The organism is Bradyrhizobium sp. Kon69 (assembly GCF_055807515.1).
In genome coordinates, this window is the sequence record NZ_JBVVOS010000001.1 from 93,747 (window position 1) to 117,051 (window position 23,305).

The 23,305-nt window shown below is 65.5% G+C and carries 21 protein-coding genes; 12 read left to right on the forward strand and 9 right to left on the reverse strand.

From position 1 onward, the window contains the following. Positions 1–99 precede the first annotated feature (99 nt). Positions 100–699 (reverse strand): beta-1-3, beta-1-6-glucan biosynthesis protein, encoded by a 600-nt coding sequence (locus AC0L3U_RS00510; RefSeq protein WP_473360294.1) that lies wholly within the window; start codon positions 697–699, stop codon positions 100–102. A gap of 330 nt (positions 700–1,029) precedes the next feature. Here AC0L3U_RS00510 and AC0L3U_RS00515 point away from each other — a divergent pair, with 330 nt between their 5' ends. Then, positions 1,030–2,589: a glycoside hydrolase family 17 protein gene (locus AC0L3U_RS00515; protein ID WP_247289898.1), complete on the forward strand. Its 1,560-nt coding sequence runs from the start codon at positions 1,030–1,032 to the stop codon at positions 2,587–2,589. Here AC0L3U_RS00515 and AC0L3U_RS00520 read toward each other — a convergent pair. Beyond that, positions 2,549–2,929 carry a hypothetical protein gene (locus AC0L3U_RS00520; RefSeq protein WP_063996284.1) on the reverse strand — a complete coding sequence of 127 codons (381 nt, stop codon included), beginning with the start codon at positions 2,927–2,929 and terminating at the stop codon, positions 2,549–2,551. The genes AC0L3U_RS00515 and AC0L3U_RS00520 overlap by 41 nt on opposite strands. Positions 2,930–3,103: 174 nt before the next feature. On the opposite strand from AC0L3U_RS00520, the gene AC0L3U_RS00525 reads away from it, so the two are divergent. Further along, on the forward strand, positions 3,104–3,250 hold the full coding sequence (locus tag AC0L3U_RS00525) for a hypothetical protein (protein WP_155809610.1): 147 nt from the start codon (positions 3,104–3,106) through the stop codon (positions 3,248–3,250). Between the two features lie 24 nt (positions 3,251–3,274). Here AC0L3U_RS00525 and AC0L3U_RS00530 read toward each other — a convergent pair whose 3' ends face one another. Then, positions 3,275–3,430 (reverse strand): hypothetical protein, encoded by a 156-nt coding sequence (locus AC0L3U_RS00530; RefSeq protein WP_473292293.1) that lies wholly within the window; start codon positions 3,428–3,430, stop codon positions 3,275–3,277. A gap of 114 nt (positions 3,431–3,544) precedes the next feature. Further along, positions 3,545–4,894, reverse strand: a complete 1,350-nt coding sequence (locus AC0L3U_RS00535) for a hypothetical protein (RefSeq protein WP_473360295.1) — start codon at positions 4,892–4,894, stop codon at positions 3,545–3,547. Positions 4,895–5,067: 173 nt separating this feature from the next. Between AC0L3U_RS00535 and glmU the strand changes: the two genes are divergently transcribed. Further along, positions 5,068–6,435, forward strand: coding sequence for a bifunctional UDP-N-acetylglucosamine diphosphorylase/glucosamine-1-phosphate N-acetyltransferase GlmU (glmU, locus tag AC0L3U_RS00540; RefSeq protein WP_473360296.1), 1,368 nt, complete (start codon positions 5,068–5,070; stop codon positions 6,433–6,435). A 6-nt stretch (positions 6,436–6,441) separates the two neighbouring features. Here glmU and AC0L3U_RS00545 read toward each other — a convergent pair whose 3' ends face one another. Then, on the reverse strand, positions 6,442–6,660 hold the full coding sequence (locus AC0L3U_RS00545; protein WP_473360297.1) for a hypothetical protein: 219 nt from the start codon (positions 6,658–6,660) through the stop codon (positions 6,442–6,444). Between the two features lie 220 nt (positions 6,661–6,880). On the opposite strand from AC0L3U_RS00545, the gene glmS reads away from it, so the two are divergent. The 3 genes from glmS to AC0L3U_RS00560 all read left to right on the forward strand — a co-directional run bounded on the left by glmS (position 6,881) and on the right by AC0L3U_RS00560 (position 10,530). Further along, positions 6,881–8,707: a glutamine--fructose-6-phosphate transaminase (isomerizing) gene (gene glmS, locus AC0L3U_RS00550; protein ID WP_456764271.1), complete on the forward strand. Its 1,827-nt coding sequence runs from the start codon at positions 6,881–6,883 to the stop codon at positions 8,705–8,707. 88 nt (positions 8,708–8,795) lie between these two features. Beyond that, positions 8,796–9,569, forward strand: coding sequence for a DUF502 domain-containing protein (locus tag AC0L3U_RS00555; protein WP_473360298.1), 774 nt, complete (start codon positions 8,796–8,798; stop codon positions 9,567–9,569). Between the two features lie 103 nt (positions 9,570–9,672). Further along, positions 9,673–10,530 (forward strand): NAD(P)-dependent oxidoreductase, encoded by an 858-nt coding sequence (locus AC0L3U_RS00560; protein WP_473360299.1) that lies wholly within the window; start codon positions 9,673–9,675, stop codon positions 10,528–10,530. A gap of 28 nt (positions 10,531–10,558) precedes the next feature. Here AC0L3U_RS00560 and AC0L3U_RS00565 read toward each other — a convergent pair whose 3' ends face one another. Then, positions 10,559–11,074: a P-loop NTPase family protein gene (locus AC0L3U_RS00565; RefSeq protein WP_473292314.1), complete on the reverse strand. Its 516-nt coding sequence runs from the start codon at positions 11,072–11,074 to the stop codon at positions 10,559–10,561. A 178-nt stretch (positions 11,075–11,252) separates the two neighbouring features. On the opposite strand from AC0L3U_RS00565, the gene AC0L3U_RS00570 reads away from it, so the two are divergent. From AC0L3U_RS00570 to panE, 3 genes are all read left to right on the forward strand, one after another. Beyond that, positions 11,253–11,642, forward strand: coding sequence for a nuclear transport factor 2 family protein (locus AC0L3U_RS00570; RefSeq protein WP_473360300.1), 390 nt, complete (start codon positions 11,253–11,255; stop codon positions 11,640–11,642). Between the two features lie 106 nt (positions 11,643–11,748). Next, positions 11,749–12,579 (forward strand): helix-turn-helix domain-containing protein, encoded by an 831-nt coding sequence (locus AC0L3U_RS00575; RefSeq protein ID WP_473360301.1) that lies wholly within the window; start codon positions 11,749–11,751, stop codon positions 12,577–12,579. 232 nt (positions 12,580–12,811) lie between these two features. Further along, on the forward strand, positions 12,812–13,741 hold the full coding sequence (panE, locus tag AC0L3U_RS00580) for a 2-dehydropantoate 2-reductase (protein ID WP_473360302.1): 930 nt from the start codon (positions 12,812–12,814) through the stop codon (positions 13,739–13,741). Here the strand turns inward: panE and recG are convergent. Continuing rightward, the gene (recG, locus tag AC0L3U_RS00585; protein WP_473360303.1) at positions 13,738–15,846 is read right to left on the reverse strand and encodes an ATP-dependent DNA helicase RecG; all 2,109 of its coding nucleotides are present in this window, start codon (positions 15,844–15,846) and stop codon (positions 13,738–13,740) included. The genes panE and recG overlap by 4 nt on opposite strands. Before the next feature lie 183 nt (positions 15,847–16,029). Here recG and AC0L3U_RS00590 point away from each other — a divergent pair, with 183 nt between their 5' ends. The 3 genes from AC0L3U_RS00590 to AC0L3U_RS00600 all read left to right on the forward strand — a co-directional run bounded on the left by AC0L3U_RS00590 (position 16,030) and on the right by AC0L3U_RS00600 (position 20,287). After that, a complete protein-coding gene (locus tag AC0L3U_RS00590; protein ID WP_473360304.1) occupies positions 16,030–16,320 on the forward strand; it encodes an FAD assembly factor SdhE in 291 nt (96 codons plus the stop codon). After that, positions 16,317–19,835, forward strand: a complete 3,519-nt coding sequence (gene mfd, locus AC0L3U_RS00595) for a transcription-repair coupling factor (protein ID WP_473360305.1) — start codon at positions 16,317–16,319, stop codon at positions 19,833–19,835. The genes AC0L3U_RS00590 and mfd overlap by 4 nt, the downstream gene beginning before the upstream one ends. Positions 19,836–20,077: 242 nt before the next feature. After that, positions 20,078–20,287, forward strand: coding sequence for a cold-shock protein (locus AC0L3U_RS00600; RefSeq protein WP_027518024.1), 210 nt, complete (start codon positions 20,078–20,080; stop codon positions 20,285–20,287). Between the two features lie 200 nt (positions 20,288–20,487). On the opposite strand, the gene AC0L3U_RS00605 is transcribed toward AC0L3U_RS00600, so the two are convergent. Then, the gene (locus tag AC0L3U_RS00605; protein WP_473360306.1) at positions 20,488–21,714 is read right to left on the reverse strand and encodes a GGDEF domain-containing protein; all 1,227 of its coding nucleotides are present in this window, start codon (positions 21,712–21,714) and stop codon (positions 20,488–20,490) included. 85 nt (positions 21,715–21,799) lie between these two features. Then, on the reverse strand, positions 21,800–23,302 hold the full coding sequence (locus tag AC0L3U_RS00610; protein WP_473360307.1) for an AMP-binding protein: 1,503 nt from the start codon (positions 23,300–23,302) through the stop codon (positions 21,800–21,802). Positions 23,303–23,305: the final 3 nt, after the last annotated feature.

Genomic DNA, 23,305 nt, shown 5'->3' on the forward strand with positions numbered 1-23,305 from the left:
TCATGACCGTATGAGGGCATGACCTTCTTGAAGAGTGCGGCAGTGCCAGCAGCAGATATCGCCGATCGTTCCTGAACGGAGGCTGAAGCCGGCCTGCGACTATTTGGATGGAGCCGGCGTCGGGCTGGCCGCGGGCGAGGGGCTCGCTGCCGGCTGAGGCTGCGGGGCGCCGGCGGCCGGTGTCGGCGACGGTGAGGCGGCCGCCGTTGTCTGCTGCGGCTGCGCAGCCGGGTTGATCCAGCAGGCCTGGGTCAGATTATTCAGGCTATTCGGAGCCTTGTCGTCGATCTGAGGAAGAAAGCGGGTCAGGCAGCGGAACGTGGCCTGGATGTGGCCGCCGGGGCAGCCGAAACGATCGTAAAGATCGATGTGGCGGAAGGCGGTATCGAGGTCATCCCTGTACATCAACTGAACTGCGCGACGGCCCAGCCAAACGCATTCGGGGTTGCCGGCCGGACCGTTGATGGTGCGGGCAGCCTCGGCGAACTCGTCAGTCCGCTTCTGGTTTTGGTTCTGGTTGGCGTCCTTGGCAGCGGCATCGGCGGGCTGGGCGGCGGCCTTGCCTTGGTCCGGGGCGGGCGTGCCGCTCTGGGCGGAGGCCGCGCCGATACCCATCAGGATGACAAGGGAAGAAACGGCCAAGGTGGCGGCGAACTGCCGCAGGACCGCATTTCGTAACTCGAACACCCGTTGCCGCATGAATTCCCCAATATCTCGCTGACCGTCCGCGTCAGGACCTTCGCGGACGCGCCTGCGTGATGGCGTCCAAATGGGTCTCCAATGCGGCGGAAAAGTCCTCCCGAGTCCATGGCCTGAATCTGGAATTTTGTCCAGCAAAGTCACGATCCTAGGCCTCGGTCGAACGGCCGCAGGTAAATTCCTCAGGGGAGGGATGGATCCATAACGGAGTCACCCCCTTGGCAGACGGCGTGCTAGCAGGTAATCGACGGCCCTTCGCGGAGGACGGAACCGATTTCTCTTCGTACGCCACTGGCGCTTCTGCTCGTTTCACTGGGTGCGATCGCTGCCGTGTGGTGGTGGCTTGCCACGCCGATTTCGCTCGCGCGCGCCCCGATCGATCCCGCCGACAAGGTCCAGTGCGTCTCCTACGCGCCGTTCCGCGGCGAGCAGTCGCCGCTGAACGCATGGACCCATATCGAGGCCGACCAGATCGAGCAGGACCTGCGCCAGCTCAAGGAGATCACCGACTGCGTCCGCACCTATTCGATGGAGAACGGGCTGGACCAGGTGCCGGCGATCGCGGCCCGGATCGGCGGGCTGAAGGTGCTGCAGGGCATCTGGCTCTCCAGCAACCGCACCAAGAATTTCGAGCAGGCCGCGCTCGCCATTCGTCTTTCCAAGGATTTCCCCGGAATCATCACCAGCATCATCGTCGGCAACGAGGTGCTGCTGCGCGGCGAGATGACGACCGCGGACCTCGTCTCCATCATCCGCTCGGTGAAGGCGCAGGTCAGCGTGCCCGTCACCTATGCCGATGTCTGGGAGTTCTGGCTCAGGAATCGCGAGATCTATGACGCCGTCGACTTCGTCACGATCCACATCTTGCCCTATTGGGAGGACTTCCCGGTCAAGGCGAAGTTTGCCGCTTCCCATGTCGAACAGATCCGCGAGCGCATGGCGGTCGCATTTCCCGGCAAGGAGATCCTGATCGGCGAAACCGGCTGGCCGAGCGAAGGGCGCATGCGCGAGGGCGCACTGCCGTCGCGCACCAACCAGGCGCGCGTGGTCTCGGAGATCCTGAGTCTCGCGAAAGCGCAGAAATTCCGCGTCAATCTGATCGAGTCCTACGACCAGCCGTGGAAGCGCAAGCTGGAAGGCACCGTCGGCGGCTATTGGGGCCTCTATGATTCGGTGCGCCGGAGCCTGAAATATCCGCCGGGCCAGCCGATCAGCAATTTCCCGTACTGGAAATGGTACATGGGCGCCGGCATGGGCCTCTGCGTGCTGGTGTTCGCGGTGGCCGGCCTGACGTTGCGGCGCAGGCCCTGGACGCCGCGCTTCTCAGCCTGGCTCGGTGTGGCGATCTCGGCGACCTCGGCCGGCATCCTGCTCGGGATCGGCGCCGACAAGATGTACTACGAGAGCTACGGCATCGGCGGCTGGCTGCTCTGGGGCACGCTGCTCGCGGCCGGCATCCTGTCGCCGATCTTCTGCGCGCAGGCGATGGTGATCGGCCGCAGCCTTCCGACCTTCCTCGATCTGCTTGGTCCGCGCGAGGGCCGGAAATGGTCGAAGCTCACCGCCGTGCTCGGCTTGACGCTGGCGGTGACGGCAGTGATCGCGGCGCAGACCGCGCTCGCCTTCGTGTTCGACCCGCGCTACCACGACTTCCCCTACGCCTCGCTGACGATGGCGGTGGTGCCGTTCGCGCTGTTGATGCTGAACCGGCCGCAGATCGGCCAGCGTCCGATCGCGGAGTCGGTCTTCGCCGGCGTGCTGACGCTGTCGGCGGCCTATGTGCTGTTCAACGAAGGCCGCGACAATTGGCAGTCGCTATGGACCTGCGCGATCTATCTCTTGTTCGCGCTCACGCTGTGGCGGGCGCGGGCCGAGCAAATCCAAGAATGAGCAGGCCGATCGCAAGGCCCGACAGCACGACATTGTAGAGCACGATGCCGAGGCCGGCGGCGATGATGCCGACGGTCAGCAGCACGATCGACGGCCGCATCAGGTTCAGCGTCGCCACCACCAGCGCGACGATGCCGAACACCGAATTCTTGAACAGCACGGTCGAGACCGAGCGCGCCTTGCAGACCAGGGTCTGGAGCCCGGCGTCGCAGGCGAGACCGACCTGCGAGTTTTCGATTCCGAGGTAGCGCAGATAGAGCGCATAGCCGACGGATGCGAAGCCGACGACGATCAGGAACTGCACCTGGTAGGGCGTGAGACGGAAGGGCTTTTTTGTCATGGCGGCAATATGGTCGGGATGGCGCGGGCGGGCAACAGGGAAGGTGAATTTATGTCGATCGCGGCCAGTTAAAGGCGGCCGCGCCTGGCCCGAAGATATCCAGGAACAGGCTGGGGCTGCGCAGGTTTTGAAACGGTGTGACCGCGCAACGCATGCTGCATACAAGGAGCGAGCATGGAAAAGCCAACTCAGGAGCAACTGGACGAACTCAAGAGGCTGAGCAAGCAAGCTCGGGTCGAGGATTGGTCGGAACTGGTTCAGTCGAAGGATGAAGCTGACAACCGCATTCGCGACCTGAAGGAAAAAGCGCGCATCGAGTAGGTGATTGCGTGCGCCGATGAGCTCTCAAGGGCGAGTTTGTATCGTCCGGTTCTGGTCCCTCAGCCGACGTTCGTATTTTTCGGCCAAGGCCAGCAATCGCTTCTTGATATAGGGGTCGGCCTGTTCGGCCAATTCGCGGATAAGCGCGAGGTGCTCGCGCAAAAACGTCTCGTCCGCCATCTCCGCTCCGAATCATCTTCGTCGCGGATACTGCCGTCTTATGCCGGGCGCCTTCGTATCGTTTGATACGTTAGCCGCGAGATGGTCTTCCCCGCCGGAGAGCGGATGCCGCGTCTATCGCCTGAAGAAGGACGACAGCGTCGATCCCGCCGACGCCGTCTCCGGCTTCGGCTGTGCGGCCGGCTGCGCCGCAGGAGCAGGCGCGGGCTCCTCGCGCTTCGACGAGCGTTTTGAGGAATAGCTGCGGCGATGCTTGTCCGGCTTGGCGGCGGGCGCGGGCGGCGGGGCGGTCTCGGCTTGCGGCACCGAGTCCTGGTTCTTGTCTGAGTTCTTCTCCTGAACTCGATCCTGAGTCTTCTCTTGCTTTTCCTGGCCGCCGCGCATTGACAGCCGCTGACCGTCGAACACGGTGGTCTCGCAGTGGCGGTCGTTCTCGGCGAGGCCGGCGCAGAGTTTTGCCGCAGCCGCCGCATTGATCAGCGGCCCGGCGCCGAGGCGGAGCTGCATGCCGAGGCCGGTGTTGCCTTCCTTGATCATGATGATCGGCCGCAGCGCTGCGATTTCGGGATTGGATTTGGTGACCCCGCGCCACAGTGCACGCAGGCCTTCCAGCGAGTTGGCGCCACCGAGATCAATCGCAAAGCGCGTCTGCTGGACCGCGATCGCGGGAGCCTCGCTTTCGGCAGCCTCTGGCGGCTTGACTGGTGCCGCAGCGACTTCGATCGGGGCGGGCACTGGATCGGGCTTCTTCTCGGCAGCCTTCTCAGTGGTCTTCTCAATGGTCTCGGGCTGAACCAGTTTCGGGGCGGCCGGATCGGGCGGCGCCATGATCGACTTGGACGGGACTAACGGAAGCATCGGCAGTGCCGAATTCGTCGCGGGCGACTGCGCGACGAGCGAGGCCGCCGCTGCGCTCTGTGGCGGCGGGATCGACGGCTCCTTTGCGGCCTCGGCGCGCGGCTTGTCGTTGGCCGCAGCCGGTGTCGAGGCGACCGGCCCGATGCCGGGCGCCGGCGGCCCGATCAAAGCCGGCGCGTCCTGAGGCTTCGCGACGGATGCCTGCGGCGGCGTTGTCGTCTGCTTGGCGATGGCGCCGGTGACGGAATCGAGCCCTTGCTCCAGCACGGTGACGCGCGAATAGAGCCGGTCGCGATCGGTGTTCAGCGTCTCGATGGCGGATGCGAGGCGTCGGGCCTCGTTCTGGCTCTCCTTGGTCAGGATCTGGAGCCGGTCGGCCTGGCGCGCGAGATCGGCGGACGCAACCTGGTCGCGCCGCCAGCCGAGCTGGGCCTGGTTGGCGAACACGGCAAGCACCACGGCGCCGACGGCCGCCACGCCCCATGAGCCCAGCCGCCACATCATGCCGCGATCGAACGAACTCTCCTCGGCCACAAGTCCGGAGAACAGCCCGCCGGTCTCCTTGGCGCCGAAGGCATCCGCCAGTGGGTCGGAATCCTTTGCCATGAACGTTAAGTGCCCAACCCCTGTCCGGCTTCCCCGAATCAATCAGGGAACATTAACAGGAAAAGCGTGTCGCACTTGAACTCCGGGCGTTTGCGGGGGTAGCAAGGCGATAGCTCATCAGGGCGGCCGTCGCCCGCTGGCGCCGATTGATTCGGCCGATTGACAGGATTTCGATGACCGCCCGTTCCAGCCTCACGATCGTGCTCGCCGCCGGCGAAGGCACGCGTATGCGCTCACATTTGCCGAAAGTGCTGCATCCGGTCGCGCACCAGAGCCTGCTCGCCCACGTGCTCGCCGCGGCGCCCAAGGGAACCGGCACCTCGCTCGCGGTCGTGATCGGACCCGACCATCAGGCGGTGGCGGACGAAGCAAAGCGCATCCGCCCCGACGCGCTCATCTTCGTGCAACAGGACCGGCTCGGCACCGCGCATGCGGTTCTGGCGGCGCGCGATGCCATTGCGCGGGGCGTGGATGATTTGCTGATTGCGTTCGGCGACACACCGCTGATTTCGGCCGAGACCTTTGCGCGGCTGCGCGCGCCGCTGGCCAAAGGCGCCGCGATTGCGGCGCTCGGCTTCCGCGCGGCCGATCCCACCGGCTATGGCCGCTTCATCGTCGAGGGCGACCGCCTGGTCGCGATCCGCGAGCAGGCCGATGCCAGTGCCGAGGAGCGCAAGATCGACCTGTGCAATGCCGGGGTCATGGCGATCGACGGGCGCCGCGCGCTCGCGATCCTCGACCAGATCGGCAATGCGAATTCCAAGGGCGAATATTATCTGACCGACGCGGTCGGCATTGTCAGCGAACGGGGATGGGATGCCGTGGTGATCGAAACCAGCGAGGACGAAGTGCGCGGCATCAACACCAAGGCGCAGCTCGCCGAGGCCGAAAGCGTGATGCAGGCGCGGTTGCGGAAAGCGGCGATGGAGGCCGGCGTCACGCTGATCGCGCCCGAAACCGTCTATCTCGCCGCGGATACCGTGTTCGGCAAGGACGTGACGATCGAGCCGTTCGTGGTGATCGGCCCCGGCGTTTCGATCGGCGACGGCACGGTGGTCCATTCCTTCTCGCATATCGTCGAGACCAAGCTCGGCAAGAAGGTCTCCATCGGCCCCTATGCGCGGTTGCGGCCCGGCACCTCGCTCGGCGACGGCGCGCGCATCGGCAATTTCGTGGAGACCAAGGCCGCGACGCTCGAGGCCGGCGTCAAGGTCAACCATCTCTCCTACATCGGCGACGCCACAATCGGCGCCAATTCCAACATCGGCGCCGGCACCATCACCTGTAACTACGACGGCTTCAAGAAGCACAAGACGATCATCGGGCAGGGCGCCTTCGTCGGCACCAACTCTTCGCTTGTCGCGCCGGTGACGATCGGCAACGGCGCCTATATCGGCTCGGGCTCGGTGATCACGCGCGACGTGCCTGATGACGCCATGGCGCTGGAGCGCAGCCCGCAGACCATCCGCGAAGGTGGTGCGGCCCGCTATCGCGAGATGAAGACGGGTGGCAAGAAGCTTGAAAAGAAGCCGGAGAAATGAGGCCCGCTACTCGTCGTCGGCGAATTCCGAGAAGATCGCGCGAGTCAGGCGCCAGCCGCGCGCCTTGGCACGCTTCGCCGGCTCGCCGGCGACGTGCTTGATGAAGACGGGCTTGCTTTCCTTGCCGCGCTGGGGCGGCGGCCAGTGCGCAAGGTTCGTACCGGTGGTCTCGCTGGCGCGCACAGACATCGATGACAGACCTTTGCGGTCGGATGAGCCTTTCATGGCCTTCTCTCCTCGGTCTGCAAGGGTTGGCCAAATTTGTTGACAACAAGTTAACGCGCGCGGTTTAAGGCCCAGCCAGTTCGACGCAGGCGAGGCGCGTTGCCATCGGTGCTGTCTCAATCAGCAATAATTATTGAGTATCTGGTTCCTTAGGAACTTCGCTAAAAACCGAGCGCGTCGTTTAGGCGATTTTTCGACGATTTGGGGGATATTGATCCGCATGTGCGGGATTGTCGGCATTCTCGGGCGCGAGCCGGTTGCAGAGCAATTGGTGGATTCGCTCAAACGTCTTGAATATCGCGGCTATGATTCCGCGGGCGTCGCCACGCTCGAGGGCAAGCATCTCGAGCGCCGCCGCGCCGAGGGCAAGCTGAAGAATCTGGAGAAGCGGCTGGAAGCCGAGCCGCTCAAGGGCACGACCGGAATTGGTCACACCCGCTGGGCCACCCACGGCAAGCCGACCGTGAACAATGCGCACCCGCACGCGACCGAGCGTGTCGCCGTGGTCCACAACGGCATCATCGAGAATTTCCGCGAGCTGCGCGAGGAGCTCGAGAAGAAAGGCACGGTGTTCCACACCCAGACCGACACCGAGATCGTGCTGCATCTCGTCGACGATCTGCTCACGCGCGGCAACAAGCCGGTGGAAGCGGTGAAATTGACATTGGCGCGGCTGCGCGGCGCGTTCGCGCTCGGCTTCATCTTCGCCGGCGAGGACGATTTGATGATCGGCGCCCGCAATGGTCCGCCGCTCGCGATCGGCTATGGCGACGGCGAGATGTATCTCGGCTCCGACGCCATCGCGCTCGGGCCGTTCACCGACACGATCAGCTATCTCGAGGACGGCGACTGGGTCGTGCTGACCCATACGAGCGCTTCTATCTTCGACAAGGACGGCCACGCCGTCCAGCGCGAGAAGACCAAGCACGCCGCCTCGACCTCGCTGGTCGACAAGGCCAACTATCGCCACTTCATGGCCAAGGAAATCCACGAGCAGCCTGAAGTGGTCGGCCACACGCTGGCACGCTATGTCGACATGGCGACCGAGCGGGTCTCGCTGCCGGTCAAGCTGCCGTTCGACTTCAAGAATATCCAGCGCATCAACATCACGGCGTGCGGCACTGCGAGCTACGCCGGGTTCGTTGCAAAATACTGGTTCGAGCGTTTCGCGCGCGTGCCGGTCGAGGTCGATGTCGCCTCCGAATTCCGCTACCGCGAGGCGCCCTTGCGCAAGGGTGATCTCGCCATCTTCATTTCGCAATCGGGCGAGACCGCCGACACGTTGGCGGCGCTGCGTTACGCCAAGGACCAGGGCGTGCACACGGTCGCGGTCGTCAACGTGCCGACCTCGACGATCGCGCGCGAAAGCGAGACCGTGCTGCCAACGCTGGCCGGCCCCGAGATCGGCGTCGCCTCGACCAAGGCCTTCACCTGCCAGCTCATGGTGCTGGCAAATCTTGCGATCGCGGCCGGCAAAGCCCGCGGCGAACTGTCCGACGAGGACGAGACCAAGCTCGTCCACGGGCTCGTCGAGATTCCGCGTTTGATGTCGGATGCGCTCACCACCGAGCTCCAGATCGAGAAGCTCGCCCGCGAGATCGCGAAATCGCGCGACGTGCTCTATCTCGGTCGCGGCACCAGCTTCCCGCTTGCCCTCGAAGGCGCGTTGAAGCTGAAGGAGATCTCCTACATTCACGCCGAGGGTTATGCCGCCGGCGAGCTCAAGCACGGTCCGATCGCGCTGATCGACGAGACAATGCCCGTCGTCGTCATCGCGCCGTACGACCGGGTGTTCGAAAAGACCGTCTCCAACATGCAGGAGGTCGCCGCTCGCGGCGGCAAGATCATCCTGATGACCGACGCAAAAGGCGCGGCGGAGGCGACCGTCGAATCCCTCGTCACCATCGTCATGCCCGACATGGCGGCGGCCTTCACGCCGATGGTCTATGCCGTCCCGGTTCAGCTGCTCGCCTATCATACGGCGGTGATCATGGGGACCGACGTCGACCAGCCGCGCAATCTCGCGAAATCCGTGACCGTGGAATAGGCAGAAGGGTCGGGCCGGAACGCTTCGTGGTCTTCCAAAACCTGCTAGAAGACCCTAGCTTGAACGAAGCGACCGACCTGGAACCCGAATGAACCCCCGTGACGACGCGCCTGCGCCTCTTGATCCCGTGCCGGAGACGCATACCGGCCTGATGGGCCGCTTCCGCAACTATTTCCTCACCGGTCTCGTGGTGACGGGACCGGTTGCGATCACCTTTTATCTGGTTTGGTGGTTCGTCACCTGGGTCGATGGCGTGGTGCGGCCGTTCGTGCCGCTGGCCTATCGGCCTGAAACCTACATGCCGTACGTCATCCCCGGCTGGGGACTGATTGTCGCATTCTTCACGCTGACTCTGGTCGGCTTTCTCGCGGCCAATTTGATCGGCCGGACGCTGGTCGATGTCGGCGAGACCTTCCTCGGCCGCATTCCGGCAGTGCGCGCCATCTACCGCGGCCTCAAGCAGGTGTTCGAGACCCTGTTCTCGGGCAAGGGCTCGAGCTTCCGCAAGGTCGGCCTGGTCGAGTTTCCCTCGCCGGGCATGTGGTCGATCGTGCTGATCTCGCAATCGCCGAACGAGGATGTCTCCCGCAGCCTGCCGGGTCAGGAGGAGCACGTCTCGGTGTTTCTGCCTTGCTCGCCGAACCCGACCACCGGCTTCTTCTTCTACGTGCCCAAGAGCAAGATCGTCGAGGTCGACATGAGCACCGAAGACGCCGCGACGCTGATCATGTCGGCCGGCGTCGTGCAGCCGGGCTCGGCGCCCGACCCGAAGAAGGCGGCGGCGCTGGCGGGCATGGCGAATGCCGCGCGTATTGCCAACGCCTCGGCGGCGCTGCAGCCCCAGCCTGCGAAGGTGGAGTAGGGCCATTCCTCTGCGGGATGGCCGCCGCTCACGCGGGCGTCCCGTCCTCTGCTAGTCTCCGGTGAATCGAGCGCGTTGCTCGGACTTCGATCTGGAGTGCACGATGTCCAAAACCATTGCGATCCTCGCGCCCGGTGCCATGGGCAGTGCCGTGGCCCGCCGTCTCGGCGAGCACGGTGCGCGTGTGTTGACGTCGTTGAAAGGGCGGAGCGAGGCGACGCGCAAACGCGCGGTGGATGCCGGCATGATCGGCGCCGAGGACGACGCGATCGCGGACGCCGACATCATCCTCTCGATCGTGCCGCCGGGCGAAGCCGTGGCGCTTGCCGAGCGGCTGGCCGGGCTGATCGTCCGGCGCGAGAAGAAGCCGGTTGTCGTCGATTGCAATGCCGTCAACGTCGACACCGTGATGAGGATCGAGGAGATCATCGGCTCGGCACAGGCGCCGTTCGTCGATGCCGGCATCATCGGGTTCCCGCCCCAGCCCGGTGGCAAGAGCCCGGCCTTCTACATGTCGGGCGAGCACGCCAAGGATGTCGCCGTGCTGAAAGACCTCGGGCTCGACGTGCGGATCGTCGAAGGGCCGGTCGGTGCCGCGTCCGCGCTGAAAATGTCGTACGCCGGGATCGTCAAGGGCCTCGCCGGGATCGGCTCGGCGATGGTGGTCGCGGCAACGAAAGCGGGGGCTGCGGATGCGCTGCGCGACGAACTCGCACTCAGCCAGCCCGCGGTTCTGGCCCGGCTCGAAGTCGCGCTGCCGGACATGATCCCGAAGGCCTATCGCTGGGTTGCGGAGATGCGCGAGATTTCCGGCTTCCTCGGCCCCGATCATCCGGCCAGCCAGGTTTACGAAGGCTTTGCGCGCTGGTTCGAGCATCTCGCCGAGGACGCGAAGGGCGAGGCGGCGGATACCGACCTGATGAAGGCATTCGCCGCGCGTATCGCGCAGACAAAATCCTGATCGTCCGGTCTCGCGTCACCGCCATCGATCATGTGCCGTGCACCGAATCCAGAAAACCCTGGATGTCCCGATCGCGTCGCAAGCGCACCACCGGGACGTCAGCGCCATACTGCACGCGCTCGGCCTCGATGACAGGCGCGCGCTCGGTGTCATAGCGCCACGCTTCCCGCATCAATTTCCAGTCGAACTGTTCGGGACACCCCTCCGGAAGGTCAGGCCGGGTCTTGTCGCGATCGAAGGCGGAGCGCAGGAGAATGCGCCACTGGCAGAGCCAGCGCGGGCGGTCGATGACGACAAGTGTATCGGCGCGCGCGAGCGTGAGATCGAAGGCAAGTCCCGAGAAGCTGCCGTCGACGACCCATGCGTCGCCCGCGATCGCATCAGCGACGCGCGCCCGGAAGCTCGGCTTGTCGGACGGCTTCCAGCCCGGCCGCCAGTAGAGCACGTCGAGATGCACCACCGGCAGCCCGAGCTTTCGCCCGAGATTCCGGGAGAGGCTCGTCTTGCCGCTACCCTGACAGCCCACGACGATGATCCGGCGCATCGTCGTAGGGTCCCATAAAGTGGGGCCCCGGGGAAGAGGAGGCCTGCTGGACGCGCGTTATTACCTGGCATGTAATTGAGCCAATCCGCAGCCTGGCTACTGTCCCGCTCATCCACCCGACAGGACGCATTCAATCAAGCCTCCTGTTGCGTGCGTGTCAGTGCATGAGGAGAGCGATATGCAAGTCATGTTTACGAAGAAGGAGCCGCCGCAATGGCTGCTCGACATGTGGCGGGAGATCGACGACAAGACCTTTGGACGAGGCTTCGACTGTTTCGCGGAGGACGCCGTCTGCAATCTCGGCGTCGCTGATTGGAAGGGACGCGAGGTGATCCGCGCCAATCTGAAGGCCTTCATCGACACCGGATTCACGGCGCTCCATCACATCACCGAATATTGGGACGCGGGCTCGCTGAAGGTGTTTCGGGGTGTCGTCGACATGACACCCGATGATCCTTCGATGAAGACGGTTCATCCCACGATGACGCACTTCTTCTACATGGACGAGAGGGACGCGACCAAGGTACGGCACTGGGTCGGCGCCGTGGGGCCGGTCGCCTTCGGTTGATCGCTACGAACCTGCTACCATCGGCGGCGGTGCCTCGGATAAGCCGACGCACCGCCGCCGATGCGCCTTGACGATGCCGCACCTCGACAGGAAGGATCAGTCGGCCATGAAAGCGACGGCCAGTGCCATCAAGACGCGCGCCAATTCCGCGGGCGCGCTGCTGCGTCAATGGCGGGACATTCGCGGCAAGACACAGCTCGATTTGTCCTTCGACGCCGGCGTCTCGCAGAAGCACATCAGCTTCGTCGAGAGCGGCCGCAGCGTTCCGAGCCGCCAGATGCTGCTCGATCTTGCGCAAGCCCTCGACGTGCCCCTACGCGAACGCAACGAGCTGCTGCTGGCCGCCGGCTATGCGCCGTCCTATTCCGATCCCGCGCTCGAGGCGCCCGCCATGACGAGCATCAACCGTGCCCTGCAACGCATGCTGCGTCAGCACGAGCCGTTTCCCGCCATCGTCATGGACCGGTACTGGAACGTGCTGATGACCAATGAGGCTGCGCCGCGTCTGTTCAATTGCTTCATCGACATGTCGGCGCGGCCGGCGCCACGAAACCTGCTGCATCTCATGTTCGATCCGGAGGGCATGCGCCCCTTCATCGCGAACTGGCCGCAGACCGCACGCGGGCTGCTCGCACGGGTGTATCGCGAGGCGGTCGGACACGTGGTTGACATCAGGACGAAGGCGCTGCTGGAGGAGCTGTCGCAATACCCCGGGGTGAAGCCGGAATGGCGTGCGCCGTCGGCCTCCGATGCGATGCCGATGATTCCGCTGTCCTTCGTCAAGGGCGGTGTGACGCTGGACTACTTCTCCCTGATCACGACGGTCGGAACGCCGCAGACGGTGACGGCGGAGGAGCTGCGGCTCGAGTGCATGTTCCCCGCCACTGAGGCGACCGAAGCGGAGCACGGCAGGTTCTTGGGTGCGCACGCCGGGTGAGGGGCGTCGCCGCGAGTCAACCCGGTCGCTATGTGCCGAGCTCGACCCACACCGTCATTGCGAGCGCAGCGACGCAATCCAGAATCCCTCCGCGGTAAGACTCTGGATTGCTTCCGCCTTCGCTAAAGCTTCGGCGGACAAGTCGCTGCGCTCGCAATGACGAGGAGGAGACGTCGCGAGGCTCATCTGTTATTGTTTCTGCGGAAGCGGTCACTCCGCATTGGGAGTTCGAATGAGAGTACTTGTGATCGGCGCGGGAGCGCTTGGAGGCTATTACGGAGCGCGCCTGGTCCGAGCCGGCGGCGACGTGACCTTTCTGGTGCGGGCCGGGCGTGCGGAGCAATTGCGACGGAATGGATTGCACGTCGCGAGCCCGCATGGCGATTTCGCCGTGCAGCCGAACGTCATCCTGGCCAACGATCTCAAGGAAACGTTCGATGTGGTGCTCGTCGGGGTGAAATCCTACTCGCTCGACGATGCGATGGCCCAGTTTGCCCCGGCGGTTGGCGCCAACACGATGATTTTGCCGATCCTCAACGGGTTGAAACATGTCGACGCCCTGACTGCGCGGTTCGGCGCGAGCTCCGTCCTCGGCGGGCTCGCGAACGTCAGCGCCGGGCTCGACGCGGATGGCCGTGTCGTTCAGTTCATGGCCAATCAGACCATCGTCTTCGGCGAGATCGAGGGTTCGCTAAGCGAGCGTGTGCTGGCGCTGGAGACGCTGCTGCATGTGCCCGGTATCGACGTGCGCGCCAGCGAAGCGATCATGCAGGACATGTGGGAGAAATTCGTCCAGCTCTCGACGCTCGCCGGCATCACCTGCCTGATGCGTGCAAGCATCGGAGACATTCTGGCCGTTCCGAACGGCGAGCAATCCATCTTCCGCCTGTTCGCGGAATGCTGCTCCGTCGCGACGGCCTCGGGTTTTGAGCCGCGAGCGCCTTTCATCGAGTTTGACCGGAAGCTGTTCACGACCCCGGACTCCCCGCTCAAGGCCTCGATGCTGCGTGATATCGAGCGCGGCTCGATTACCGAGGCGGAGCATATCCTCGGCGATATGGCCAACCGGGCCCGTGCACTCGGCGTCGACACGCCGCTGCTGGATTTGGCCCGCGCGCATGTGGCGGCCTATGAGATTGGGCGGCAACGAGCGGCCAGCTAACCCGCTCCGATCAGCGGGATCGCTTCATCCCGCTCATACAGATACAGCAGGCATCGCAGTGCCTCGCCGCGCTCGCCCTTGAGTTTCGGATCGTCCTTCAGGATGCGCAGCGCCTCGTCGCGGGCCTGCGTGATGAGCTGGCCGTGCACCTCCGAGCGCGCGATGCGGTAGCCGGGCAGGCCGCTCTGGCGTACGCCGAGCACATCGCCTTCGCCGCGCAGCTTCAGATCTTCCTCGGCGATGCGAAAACCGTCGGTGGTCTCGCGGATCACCTTCAGCCGCGCCTTCGACATCTCGCCGAGCGGGTCGGAGTAGAGCAGCAGACAGGTCGAGGCCTCCGAGCCGCGTCCGATGCGACCGCGCAATTGATGGAGCTGGGCGAGGCCAAAGCGTTCGGCGTTCTCGATCACCATGATGGTCGCCGCCGGCACGTCGACACCGACCTCGACCACGGTGGTCGCGACCAGCAGGCCGATCTCGTGGGCGGCGAACTGGCCCATGACGCGGTCCTTCTCGGTGCCCTTCATCTGGCCATGGACGAGACCGACGCGGTCGCCGAAACGCTTCTGCAGGCTTTCGAAGCGCTTGGTCGCATTGGTCAGGTGCTCGGTACCCTCAGCCTCGGATTCCTCGACCAGCGGGCAGATCCAGTAGACCAGCTTGCCGGATTCAAGCGCGCGGCCGATGCTGGCCGTGACCTCTTCGAGGCGGCTCATCGATATGGTGCGGGTTTCGATCGGCTGGCGGCCGGCCGGCTTCTCCCTGAGCTCGCTGATGTCCATGTCGCCGAAATAGGTCAGCACCAGCGTGCGCGGAATCGGCGTGGCGCTCAGCACCAGCACGTCGACGGCCTCGCCCTTCGAGGTCAGCGCCAGCCGCTCGCGCACGCCAAATCGATGCTGCTCGTCGACGACGGCGAGGGCGAGATCGCTGAAGATCACGTCGTCCTGGATCAGCGCATGGGTGCCGACCAGGAGGTCGATCTCGCCGGCTTCGAGCTGTGCCAGCAGGTCCCGCCGCTCCTTGCCCTTTTCGCGGCCGGTGAGGATCGCGACCCGCATGCCCGCGCGCTCGGCGAGCGGCGCGATGGTCTTGATGTGCTGACGCGCCAGGATTTCGGTCGGCGCCATCAGGGCGGCCTGCTTGCCGACCTCGGTAACGGCAGCGGCCGCGAGCAGCGCGACCACGGTCTTGCCGGAGCCGACGTCACCCTGGAGCAGACGCAACATGCGCACCGGCTGTTGTAGATCGCTCGCGATGGCGGCTGCCGCGTCGCGCTGGGAGATTGTCAGCGCATAGGGCAGGGCATCGATGATCTTGTTGCGGAGGTGCCCGTCGCCGGCGTTGCGCACACCGGCCGGGCGGCGCAATTGCGCGCGAATCAGGGCAAGCGCAAGTTGCCCGGCCAGGAGCTCGTCGAAGGCGAGGCGCGACCAGAACGGCTGGTCGGGCAGAATGTCGGTGAGCTCGACCGGCTGGTGCACGCGATTAAGCGCCTCGGTGATCGGCGGGAAGCTGCAGCGGCGCAGCACCTCCGGGCTGATCCATTCCGGCAGCGCCGGCAGCTTCTGCAGCGCCTGCGCGACCGCGCGGCGCAGCGAGCCGAGTGCAAGGCCTTCGGTCAAGGGATAGACGGGATCGATGCCGGAGAGTTTTGAAATCGCCTCCTCGTCCAGCACCCGGTCGGGATGCACGATCTGCGGGATGCCGTCGTACATCTGCAGCGTGCCTGAGACGAAGCGCTTCTCGCCGATCGGCAGCAGCTTCTCGACATAGCCGGGCTTGGCGCGGAAGAACGTCAGCACGACGTCGCCGGTGTCGTCGCTGGCGTAGACGAGGTAGGGCGCGCGGGCATTGCGCGGCGGGGGCGGGCGGTGGCGGTCGACCGTGACCTCCAGCGTGACCATGGTTCCCTGCACGGCGTCGCGGATCTTCGGCCGCGCGCGGCGGTCGATGACTTGGCTCGGCAAATGCAGCAACAGATCGACCAGCCGCGGCGTCTCGCTGCGGCTGAGCAGATATTGCAGCAGCTTGTCCTGCTTCGGACCGACGCCGGGCAGGCTGGTCACGGGGGCAAACAGCGGGTTGAGCAGGCTGGGGCGCATCAGGCGAATCTAGGACCGTTTTCGCTCGTCATGCCCGGCTTTATGCCCGGCATCCACGTGTTTTTTCGTGTCCCTGCGGCGGCAGCGGCCATGACAAATCGAGGGCTGACAGGGCCCGCCCGAGTAGCTATATCACCCCGGCCCGGCACGTCCGGGCTTTTGGCGTTTGACTGGAATTGAGACATGACGGGAACGACACGATCGAGCAACGGGCTGGACGACCGCCGCAAGCGGCTTCTGTTCCGCTGCTGGCACCGCGGCACGCGCGAGATGGACCTGATCCTCGGCCGCTTCGCGGATGCCGAGATTGGCAATCTGTCCGATGACGAGCTGACGCAGCTCGAGACCCTGCTCGAAGAGGCCGATCCCGACCTCTATGCCGCCATCACCGGTGACAAGGTGCTTGCCGCCGAAATCACCGGCCCGCTGTTTGCGCGCATCAAGGCGTTTCCGATCGCGGACCGCGACGTATGAAGGCGGGGATGAAATCGCCGGCCGAGCTGCTCACGCCCGGCCGCGCGCTGACGCTTGCCAATGTCGCCGAGGGTGCCGAGGGTCTCGTCGTCTCCGATCTCGCGCGCGCCATCGCGGCGCGGCCGAAGAAGCCGGCCGTCAGCCTCGCGGTGATCTGCCGCGACGGGCCGCGGATGCAGCAGCTCGAACGGGCCCTGCAGTTCTTCGCGCCCGATTTGCCCGTGCTGACCTTCCCGGCCTGGGACTGCCAGCCCTATGACCGCGTCTCGCCGCATGGCGGCGTCCTCGCGCAGCGCCTGACGACGCTGGCACGGCTGGCGTCCCTGACCGGTAGCGACAAGCCGCTGATCGTGCTGACCACGGTGAACGCCGCCGTGCAGCGCGTGCCGGCGCGCGACCTCGTCGCGGCGCAGGCGCTGTCGGTCGCGCCGGGCAACGTCGTGCCGATGGACACCATCGTCGCCTGGCTCGAGCACAACGGCTACAATCGCTCCTCGACCGTGCGCGAGCCCGGCGAATACGCCGTGCGCGGCGGCATTCTGGACCTGTTTCCGGCCGGCCTGGAGCAGCCCGTCCGCTTCGACTTCTTCGGCGACAGCCTGGAATCGATCCGCACCTTCGATGCCGAGACCCAGCGCACGCTGCTCGACATGCGCGCGCTCGATCTCGTGCCGATCTCCGAATTCCAGCTCGTCACCGACACCATCCGCCGCTTTCGCATGGGCTATGTCGCCGAGTTCGGCGCCCCCGAGCGCGACGATGCGCTCTACGAGGCCGTCAGCGAGGGCCGCCGTCATCCCGGCATGGAGCACTGGCTGCCCCTGTTCCAGGACCGGATGGACACGCTGTTCGACTATCTGCAAGGGGCAGCCGTCGCGATCGAGCCGCAGGCCGAGGACGCCATCCGCGAGCGCTTCAAGCAGATCCTCGATTATTACCAGGCGCGCCGCGATGCGATGGAGCATCCGGGCGGCGGCGCCATCTACAAGCCGCTGCCGCCTGACCGGCTCTATTTGACCGAGGAGGAGTGGGCCAAGCGCGAGAGCGGGATGCCGTTGGTGCGGCTGACGCAGTTTTCGGTTCCTGCCGATGGTACCAGCGTGGTCGATGCCGGGGCACGCAAAGGCCGCGACTTCGCCCCGGAGCGCAACGACAACAAGGTCAACGTCTTCGAAGCCGTCGTCGCACATGTGCATGGGCTGCTGACAAGCCGCAAGAAGGTGGTCATCGCGCTCTGGACGGAGGGCTCGCGCGACCGCATGACCTCGATGCTGCGCGATCACAAGCTCACGCCCGTAACCAGCGTCAATAGCTGGCGCACGGTGCAGGCGACACCGCGCAACGAGACCATGCTCGCCGTGCTCGGCCTGGAAAGCGGTTTCGAGACCGACGAGATCGCGCTCATCAGCGAGCAGGACATCCTTGGCGACCGCCTGGTGCGGCCGCGCAAGGCGAGCCGCAAGCTCGACAATTTCATCTCGGAGGTGACGAGCCTCGCCGCCGGCGACATCGTGGTCCATGTCGATCACGGCATCGGCCGCTTCATCGGCCTGCAGACGCTCGACGTCGCCGGCGCGCCCCATGACTGCCTCGAACTGCATTATGCCGCCGAGACCAAGCTGTTCCTGCCGGTCGAGAACATCGAGCTGCTGTCGCGCTACGGCTCCGACCAGACCACGGTCGAACTCGATCGTCTTGGCGGCTCGGGCTGGCAGACGCGCAAGGCCAAGCTCAAGAACCGCATCCGCGAGATCGCGGGCGAGCTGATCAAGATCGCCGCCGAGCGCCACCTCCATGAGGCGCCGAAACTGCCGGTGCAGCCGGGCCTCTACGACGAGTTCTGCGCGCGCTTCCCCTATGACGAGACCGAGGATCAGCTTGGCGCGATCGAGTCCACGCTCAAGGACCTCGAGCTTGGCCGTCCCATGGACCGGCTGATCTGCGGCGACGTCGGGTTCGGCAAGACCGAGGTGGCGCTGCGCGCCGCCTTCGCCGTGGCGCTGGAAGGCAAGCAGGTCGCGGTCGTGGTCCCGACCACGCTGCTCGCCCGTCAGCACCACAAGACGTTCACCGACCGTTTCAAGGGTTTCCCGGTGCAGGTCGCGCAGGCCTCGCGCCTGGTCCCGGCCAAGCAGCTCAATCTGGTCAAGAAAGGCCTCACCGACGGCTCGGTCGATATCGTCGTCGGCACCCATGCGCTGCTCAGCAAGTCGATCAAGTTCCGCGACCTCGGCCTGCTGATCGTCGACGAGGAGCAGCATTTCGGCGTCACCCACAAGGAGCGGCTGAAGCAGCTCCGCGCCGAGGTGCACGTGCTGACGCTGTCGGCCACGCCGATCCCGCGCACGCTCCAGCTCGCGCTGACCGGCGTGCGCGAGCTCTCGATCATCGCATCGCCGCCGGTCGACCGTCTCGCGGTCCGCACCTTCGTCGCTCCGCACGATCCCCTGATGATCCGCGAGGCGCTGCTGCGCGAGCGCTATCGCGGCGGCCAGGCGTTCTACGTGGTGCCGCGCATCGACGACCTCGCCGAGGTCAAGGACTTCCTCGACAAGAACGTGCCGGAGATGAAGGTCGCGGTCGCGCATGGGCAGATGCCGCCCGCCGTGATCGAGGACATCATGACCGCGTTCTACGACGGTAAGTTCGACATCCTGCTGTCGACCACGATCGTGGAATCCGGCCTCGACATTCCCAACGCCAACACGCTGATCGTGCATCGCGCCGACATGTTCGGCCTCGCCCAGCTCTATCAGCTCCGCGGCCGCGTCGGCCGTTCCAAGCTGCGGGCCTATGCGCTGTTCACGCTGCCGGCGCAGCAGAAGATCACGGCGCAGGCCGAGCGCCGGCTCACCGTGTTGCAATCGCTGGAGACGCTGGGCGCGGGCTTCCAGCTCGCCTCGCACGACCTCGACATCCGCGGCGCCGGCAACATCCTGGGCGAGCAGCAGTCCGGCCATATCAAGGAGGTCGGCTTCGAGCTCTATCAATCGATGTTGGAGGAGGCGATCGTCAATCTCAAGGCCGGCGTGTCCGAGCCCGCCGCCGATCGCTGGTCGCCGACCATCACCATCGGCATGCCCGTGCTCATTCCGGAGGACTATGTCGGCGATCTGTCGGTGCGGCTGTCGCTCTACCGCCGGCTCGCTGACCTCGACAGCGAGGAGGAGATCGAGAACTTCGGCGCCGAGATGCGCGATCGTTTCGGCGTGCTGCCGGACGAGGTGCGCTATTTGTTCAAGGTGGCCGCAATCAAGGCGTTCTGCCGTCAGGCCAATGTCGGCAAGATCGATGCCGGTCCGAAGGGCGCCGTCATCGCCTTCCGTGATAATTCATTCGCCCATCCCGACCGCCTGGTGTCGTTCATCCGCAGCCACGGCCAGGCCGCGAAGGTACGGCCCGACATGAAGGTGGTGTTCCTGCAGGATTGGGAAACGCCGGAAGAGCGTCTCGCCGGCACCACCGAGATCATGCGCCAGCTGGCGCAGCTCGCGCAGAGCAAGAAGGCGGCGTAGAAGTTTCCGGGTGCGGCGCGGCGCGAAACGACGCGCCGCACCCGGATCCCGGAACAGCGACATATGATCACTTGCGGAATGATCGAACAGTTGCTACCTTCAATCTATCGAGTTTCGGCCGAACGACTTGGCCTCGCCGCTGAAAAGCGCGCCTGACTGACGACCCTCCCTCCAGATCTCGACGACACCCACCGCGCTTCTGAGCGCGGCTAAACGTTTATCTATCTTAAAGGACGATCCCCATGACGACGGGAACTGTGAAGTGGTTTAACAGCCAAAAGGGCTTCGGATTCATTCAGCCGGACGAAGGCAGCCAGGATGTCTTCGTTCATATCAGCGCCGTTGAACGCGCCGGCATGAATACCCTCAACGAAGGGCAGAAGGTTTCTTTTGAAATCGTTGCAGATCGCCGGACCGGCAAGTCTGCTGCTGAAAATCTGCGCGCCGCATAGGCTGCCGCAATCTCAATGACGTTGCTTTGACCACGGATGTACTGGCAGAGCTTCGGATCTTTGAACCCGCGACCGTGCACCGGCCGCGGGTTTTTTGCGCCGGCTGTCGGCCGTCGCGAATGAGAATGCGAACGGTGTTTCGCGTAGAGATTCCACATAAGAGCAGTCGAACTCCGACGGCAGCGAGCGCTGGCGGATGACTATGACGCCGCCCGCGACGCATCGGCCGACAGCCGCCCAAGCAGCGACCGTCCCGTATCCGACGGCGACAGCGAATCCACCGAGACGACGGGATCGCTGCGCATCTCGTGCTTGCCGTTCGACGTGTGCCGCATCACTGCAGAGAGGCGGCGGGCGATCATGTGCGCGGTGCGGAAGTCGGTCTCCGCGAATACGACGATGACCGACCCGTCCTTTTGCGCCACGCCAAAATCCATCTGCCGCATCAGGCGGCTGAGAATGCGCGCGGCATCGAGCTGGGCGCGGGAACTGCCGGGATCGAAGGCGAAACGCGCGACCGAGAGGCCGCCGCCGCGGGCCAGCGTCTGCTCGACCGCCTTGGCAAAATCGCGCGCAAAAGCCTCCACCGTGAGCAGGCCGCTGCGCGGGTCGAGCCAGCCGCCGGCGTCGATCGAGCGCAGCGTGCGGCTCAGCTGGGCTTCCATGGCGTGCTGGCGGATCAAGGGCAGCGCGTTGGCGGCGACCTTCGGCGGCTCGCCCGGGATCAGCTCGAGATTGGGCAGGTCGTAAGTCTGCGTCAATTGATGCGCGGTGACGACCACGGGCAGGCTGCGGAAGCGGGTGTCCTCGGCGAGGACCGTGAGGAAGGCATCGGTCACGCGGGGGGTAAAACCTTCGGCGAGCACGACGCCGTCGAGGTCGCGGGTGTTGAGATGCTTGGCCGCCGCCTCGATCGAGAGCGCCCCGATGACGCCGACGCGCTCGCCGAGCGCGACGGAAAGCGCAGGGTAAGCCGCGCCGCGACCAATCAGAAGCACCGTGGCATCGCGAACGGGATCAGCCTCCGGCAGCGCGACTTTCACCTCGGGCAGCCGGCGCAGCACCGTGGCATGGAGCGTGCGAATCCGTAGTGCGGCGCGAAGCCGCGCGATCAGGCGTTCGGAATGGCCGGCGCGCGAGGAGGAGAAAGGCAGGGCGTTGTGCGGGAGTGCGCCTGCCGCATCCAGCGCCACGAAGGGAAGGTAAGGCGATTGCTCCGCGATTTTCCTGGCGAGTAGCGCCAGATGCGGCTCGTGCCCGGCATCCATCGCGGCGAGAACCACGGCCGGCTGCACCTCTTCGACCGCGCGCACAGCGCCGGCCCAACCGGTGTCGATCACGGGGAAGAATCGCGCCTCGTCCAGCGCCGCGATGAAGGCCGGCCGCTCGCCATTGGACACAAACAGGATCGGGCCGGCCTGGGACATCGAGAGACTCTGATCACACGACAGGTGCCGCGCAATCTAGTCCCGCCGCCTTAATGCAGCGTCAATGGAACGGTCGAAACTACGCTTAGACCGGCCCGGAACGGTCGCGAAAAGCTTCGACCATCAGAGGGTTAAGTCCGAGTTCGCTGAGCGCCTCGCGGGCGCGGGCATTGTCCTGGGCGCGGCCCGCGAGCCGGTGACCGGAGAGCCGGTCGGGCAGCGCGGTCAGCAGGGCGCCCTGGCCGAGCCGTCGCGCCCATTCCTGGAGGTCGTTGGAGAGGAAGCGGTAGCCGCCGACGGCCATGATCCCGGAGGGCGGCGCGGTGATGCAGATCGCGCCGCTGGGACGATCGAGCCGCGCGGCATAGCCGGTATCGACATAGTCGCGTGGCGGCTGCGCGATCAGGGTGTCGCCGACCGGCGGCGGCGGGGCGTAGGCCGCGATCGGTACCATCGGGCCGCGCAGCCCGAGCGTGCCCTTCGGCGTCAGCAGAATCTCGCCGGCGATCGACGAACCCGACTGCTCGCGCGGCGCGCCATGCGGTCCCGGCATCACCGGCACCGGCATGCCGTTTTCGCCACGCCGGGCGCCGAACAGTCCGGCCTCGCCGAACAGATAGACGTCCGTGAACGGCGCTTGCGGCGCGATCCATGCCTCGCTCGCCGCCACCTGCTCGGGGGCACGCCACAGGCCGATGACGTTGCGCAAGGTCGGCATCCGCGCCGCAAGATCGGAATCGCCGAGCCGCTGGGCAAATTGCGCCGGCGCGATCAGCACGTCGCATTCGTGCGCGTTGATCTGCTGCTCCAGCACGTCGTTGTCGAACGGATGATGCAGCGCCAGCGTGCCGCCGCACAGCAGCCACACCGCGAGCGAGGAGGCCAGCCCTGCGAACGACATCGGCGTGAACGCCGCCATCACGGTCGCGCCTTGCCTGATGTCGGCTTCCAGCGACATCGCGAGCCCACCGGCGATCAGGCTGAAATGCGGCCGTGGCACCGGACGAAAGCCTTCCGCGGTGACGTCGAAGGAGATCATCGCCGCCTTGCGGCCATCCTGAATCACGGCGCGCGCGGTGCCGGGCGGACGGGCCAAGACGTCGTCGAGCGAGGCCATACCTTCGGGCAGGTTGGTGCCGAAGCCGCAGACATGGCGAATCGAGAAGGCTTCCGCGGCCGCGTGCATCGCGAGATCGGAATAGCTGACACCGTCGACCGTGCTCATGGTGACGATGGCGCGCGCCGCGGTGCGGTTGAGAGCGGCGGTCAGTTCGGCATGGCGCCAGAGCAGCGGCAGCACGGCGACGACGAGGCCGGCGCGATGGGCGGCGAGCACGGTGAGCACGAACTCGACCGTGTTCGGCAGCTGGATGGCGATGACGGAATTGGCCGGCAGGCCCGATTCGACGAAATAGGCGGACAGTGCCTCGATGGCCGTGTCAGCCTCGGCATAGCTCATCCGCCGCGGCTGGTGCCCGGTCACGCGGAACTTGTTCAGGGGATCGAGCAGAGCGGTCGCGTGCGGCTGCCGCATCAGCGTGCGCTGAAATAGCGTGTCGAGCGTCGGCGATACGGCTGGCTGGTTCACGGC

Coding starts and splice junctions, on each gene's coding strand:
- AC0L3U_RS00510 (WP_473360294.1), bottom strand. CDS start 699: ATGCGGCAACGGGTGTTCGAGTTACGAAATGCGGTCCTGCGGCAGTTC.
- AC0L3U_RS00520 (WP_063996284.1), bottom strand. CDS start 2,929: ATGACAAAAAAGCCCTTCCGTCTCACGCCCTACCAGGTGCAGTTCCTG.
- AC0L3U_RS00525 (WP_155809610.1), top strand. CDS start 3,104: ATGGAAAAGCCAACTCAGGAGCAACTGGACGAACTCAAGAGGCTGAGC.
- AC0L3U_RS00530 (WP_473292293.1), bottom strand. CDS start 3,430: ATGGCGGACGAGACGTTTTTGCGCGAGCACCTCGCGCTTATCCGCGAA.
- AC0L3U_RS00535 (WP_473360295.1), bottom strand. CDS start 4,894: ATGGCAAAGGATTCCGACCCACTGGCGGATGCCTTCGGCGCCAAGGAG.
- glmU (WP_473360296.1), top strand. CDS start 5,068: ATGACCGCCCGTTCCAGCCTCACGATCGTGCTCGCCGCCGGCGAAGGC.
- AC0L3U_RS00545 (WP_473360297.1), bottom strand. CDS start 6,660: ATGAAAGGCTCATCCGACCGCAAAGGTCTGTCATCGATGTCTGTGCGC.
- glmS (WP_456764271.1), top strand. CDS start 6,881: ATGTGCGGGATTGTCGGCATTCTCGGGCGCGAGCCGGTTGCAGAGCAA.
- AC0L3U_RS00555 (WP_473360298.1), top strand. CDS start 8,796: ATGAACCCCCGTGACGACGCGCCTGCGCCTCTTGATCCCGTGCCGGAG.
- AC0L3U_RS00560 (WP_473360299.1), top strand. CDS start 9,673: ATGTCCAAAACCATTGCGATCCTCGCGCCCGGTGCCATGGGCAGTGCC.
- AC0L3U_RS00565 (WP_473292314.1), bottom strand. CDS start 11,074: ATGCGCCGGATCATCGTCGTGGGCTGTCAGGGTAGCGGCAAGACGAGC.
- AC0L3U_RS00570 (WP_473360300.1), top strand. CDS start 11,253: ATGCAAGTCATGTTTACGAAGAAGGAGCCGCCGCAATGGCTGCTCGAC.
- AC0L3U_RS00575 (WP_473360301.1), top strand. CDS start 11,749: ATGAAAGCGACGGCCAGTGCCATCAAGACGCGCGCCAATTCCGCGGGC.
- panE (WP_473360302.1), top strand. CDS start 12,812: ATGAGAGTACTTGTGATCGGCGCGGGAGCGCTTGGAGGCTATTACGGA.
- recG (WP_473360303.1), bottom strand. CDS start 15,846: ATGCGCCCCAGCCTGCTCAACCCGCTGTTTGCCCCCGTGACCAGCCTG.
- AC0L3U_RS00590 (WP_473360304.1), top strand. CDS start 16,030: ATGACGGGAACGACACGATCGAGCAACGGGCTGGACGACCGCCGCAAG.
- mfd (WP_473360305.1), top strand. CDS start 16,317: ATGAAGGCGGGGATGAAATCGCCGGCCGAGCTGCTCACGCCCGGCCGC.
- AC0L3U_RS00600 (WP_027518024.1), top strand. CDS start 20,078: ATGACGACGGGAACTGTGAAGTGGTTTAACAGCCAAAAGGGCTTCGGA.
- AC0L3U_RS00605 (WP_473360306.1), bottom strand. CDS start 21,714: ATGTCCCAGGCCGGCCCGATCCTGTTTGTGTCCAATGGCGAGCGGCCG.